The 1566-nt window shown below is 56.2% G+C and carries 1 protein-coding gene; it reads right to left on the bottom strand.

The features are described from left to right. On the bottom strand, positions 1–1137 hold a 1137-nt coding region (locus SYN63AY4M2_RS03795; protein ID WP_099887220.1), incomplete at its 3' end, for an RNA-guided endonuclease TnpB family protein. Positions 1138–1566: the final 429 nt, after the last annotated feature.

Raw genomic sequence — 1566 nt, 5'->3', positions numbered from 1 at the left:
ACAAAACAAGCCCGGACCTCCAGGCTGGTTTACGACAGCCCCCAAGAGCGCAATCACATTCGCACCATTCAAATCCGCATCCCCTTCCCATCCACAGTGCCCACACTTGAACGACTTACCACTGCGATAGGATTGCGTAGGATCGGGATGGATGTGCAAACACCGGTGGCAGGTCTGCGACGTGTAGGCGGGCGACACCAGTACCACAGGTACTCCGGCGATGGCAGCCTTGTAGGCCACGAACATCCTGAGCTGGTAGAATGCCCAACTATTGGCCCGCCTGCACTCTGTCTTACCTCGTGGCTGTTGATTGACCCTTTCCCGAATCCCTGTCAGGTCTTCCAGGGCAATAGCGCTGTTTGTGGTCTTTGCCCTAGAGACAATAGCTTTGGAGATGCGATGATTGACCCACGCCTGAAAGCGCCTCTCCTTGCCAGACAGCCGTTGCAGCAGTTGACGGCATCTGCGTCGCGAACTGCGTGTGCCCTTACTGGCTTTGCGTTGGAGTACCGCCCTCAACCGCGAGTAATGGTCTCGGACTTTGTTCAGCTGCTGTCCATTCCAGTTATCTCCTTCCGATGTATGAGCAATATCCGTCCTGCCCAAATCCACCCCCAACACTCTATCCGTGCGTTGCGGTGGGGATGGCTCCGCTTCCACACAGATTTGAATGGAGTAGGAGCCGTCTTTACGCTTGACCAGAGTGGCAGATTTGGGATTGGAGCCCGCCAGCCGTTCTCTCTGGTAACGGCCAATCGCCAGCTCAAAGCGCTCTCGACCCTCCACCGTGGTCAGCGACACCGTCCAGTCTTTCTCGCGGAACGAAAAGATACGTGCATCGTAGGTAGCGAAGCCACCCTTGAACACTTTGACGGGGCGGTTTTTCTGTCGGGCAACTTTACGGGCGCCGGCCAGCCGTCTGCAGACCTGCTGGGCCAAGTTACTGGACAAGCCGAACCGGGCCCGGATTTCGCGGTAGCACAGAGACTGGAGCTTAACGGCGTTGGCGACTTTCTCCGGCGTGTTCTGGTTGACCCAGTTCAAGGCTTGGCCAAAAGCCTCCATCGTCGCGTCCAATTTGGCGGCTTGCGACTGGGACACCTTGAGCTTGCAGGAGACGGTCAGGACTTGGGTCATGGTTCTATCATAACTTCCGCATTCCTCCCGACCCTCGTCCTACGGACAGAGGGCGGGGCTCCTGCGATTTCTAGCTGACTCTGCCGGCACAAGATTTTAAGGGAAACTTTAGATCTTTTGCCCCGATTGGCCCAAAAACGTGACATAATGGCCGTACCAAGCTCAATTTCCCCGCTTGCGCTTGGCCGCGAGGACAATGTTAATATCTGTGTCGAGGAATCTCCGTACTCCCTCGCGAACGCACCTTGAAAACCTCATGAATTCAGGCTTTTCCGAGGGTAGGGTTGATCCCTACCTTTTCCCCGCAAGGGGACGGAAACGCCCCGTAAGAGACTCCGGTTTCGAGGTGCTTAAATAGCGTTGATCCCTACCTTTTCCCCGCAAGGGGACGGAAACCCCGGTATAGTCGGAGCCGCATCCCGAGATTTA

This window comes from Synechococcus sp. 63AY4M2 (assembly GCF_002760475.1).
Lineage (GTDB): Bacteria > Cyanobacteriota > Cyanobacteriia > Thermostichales > Thermostichaceae > Thermostichus.
This window is presented reverse-complemented; position numbering and strand designations above follow the sequence as displayed.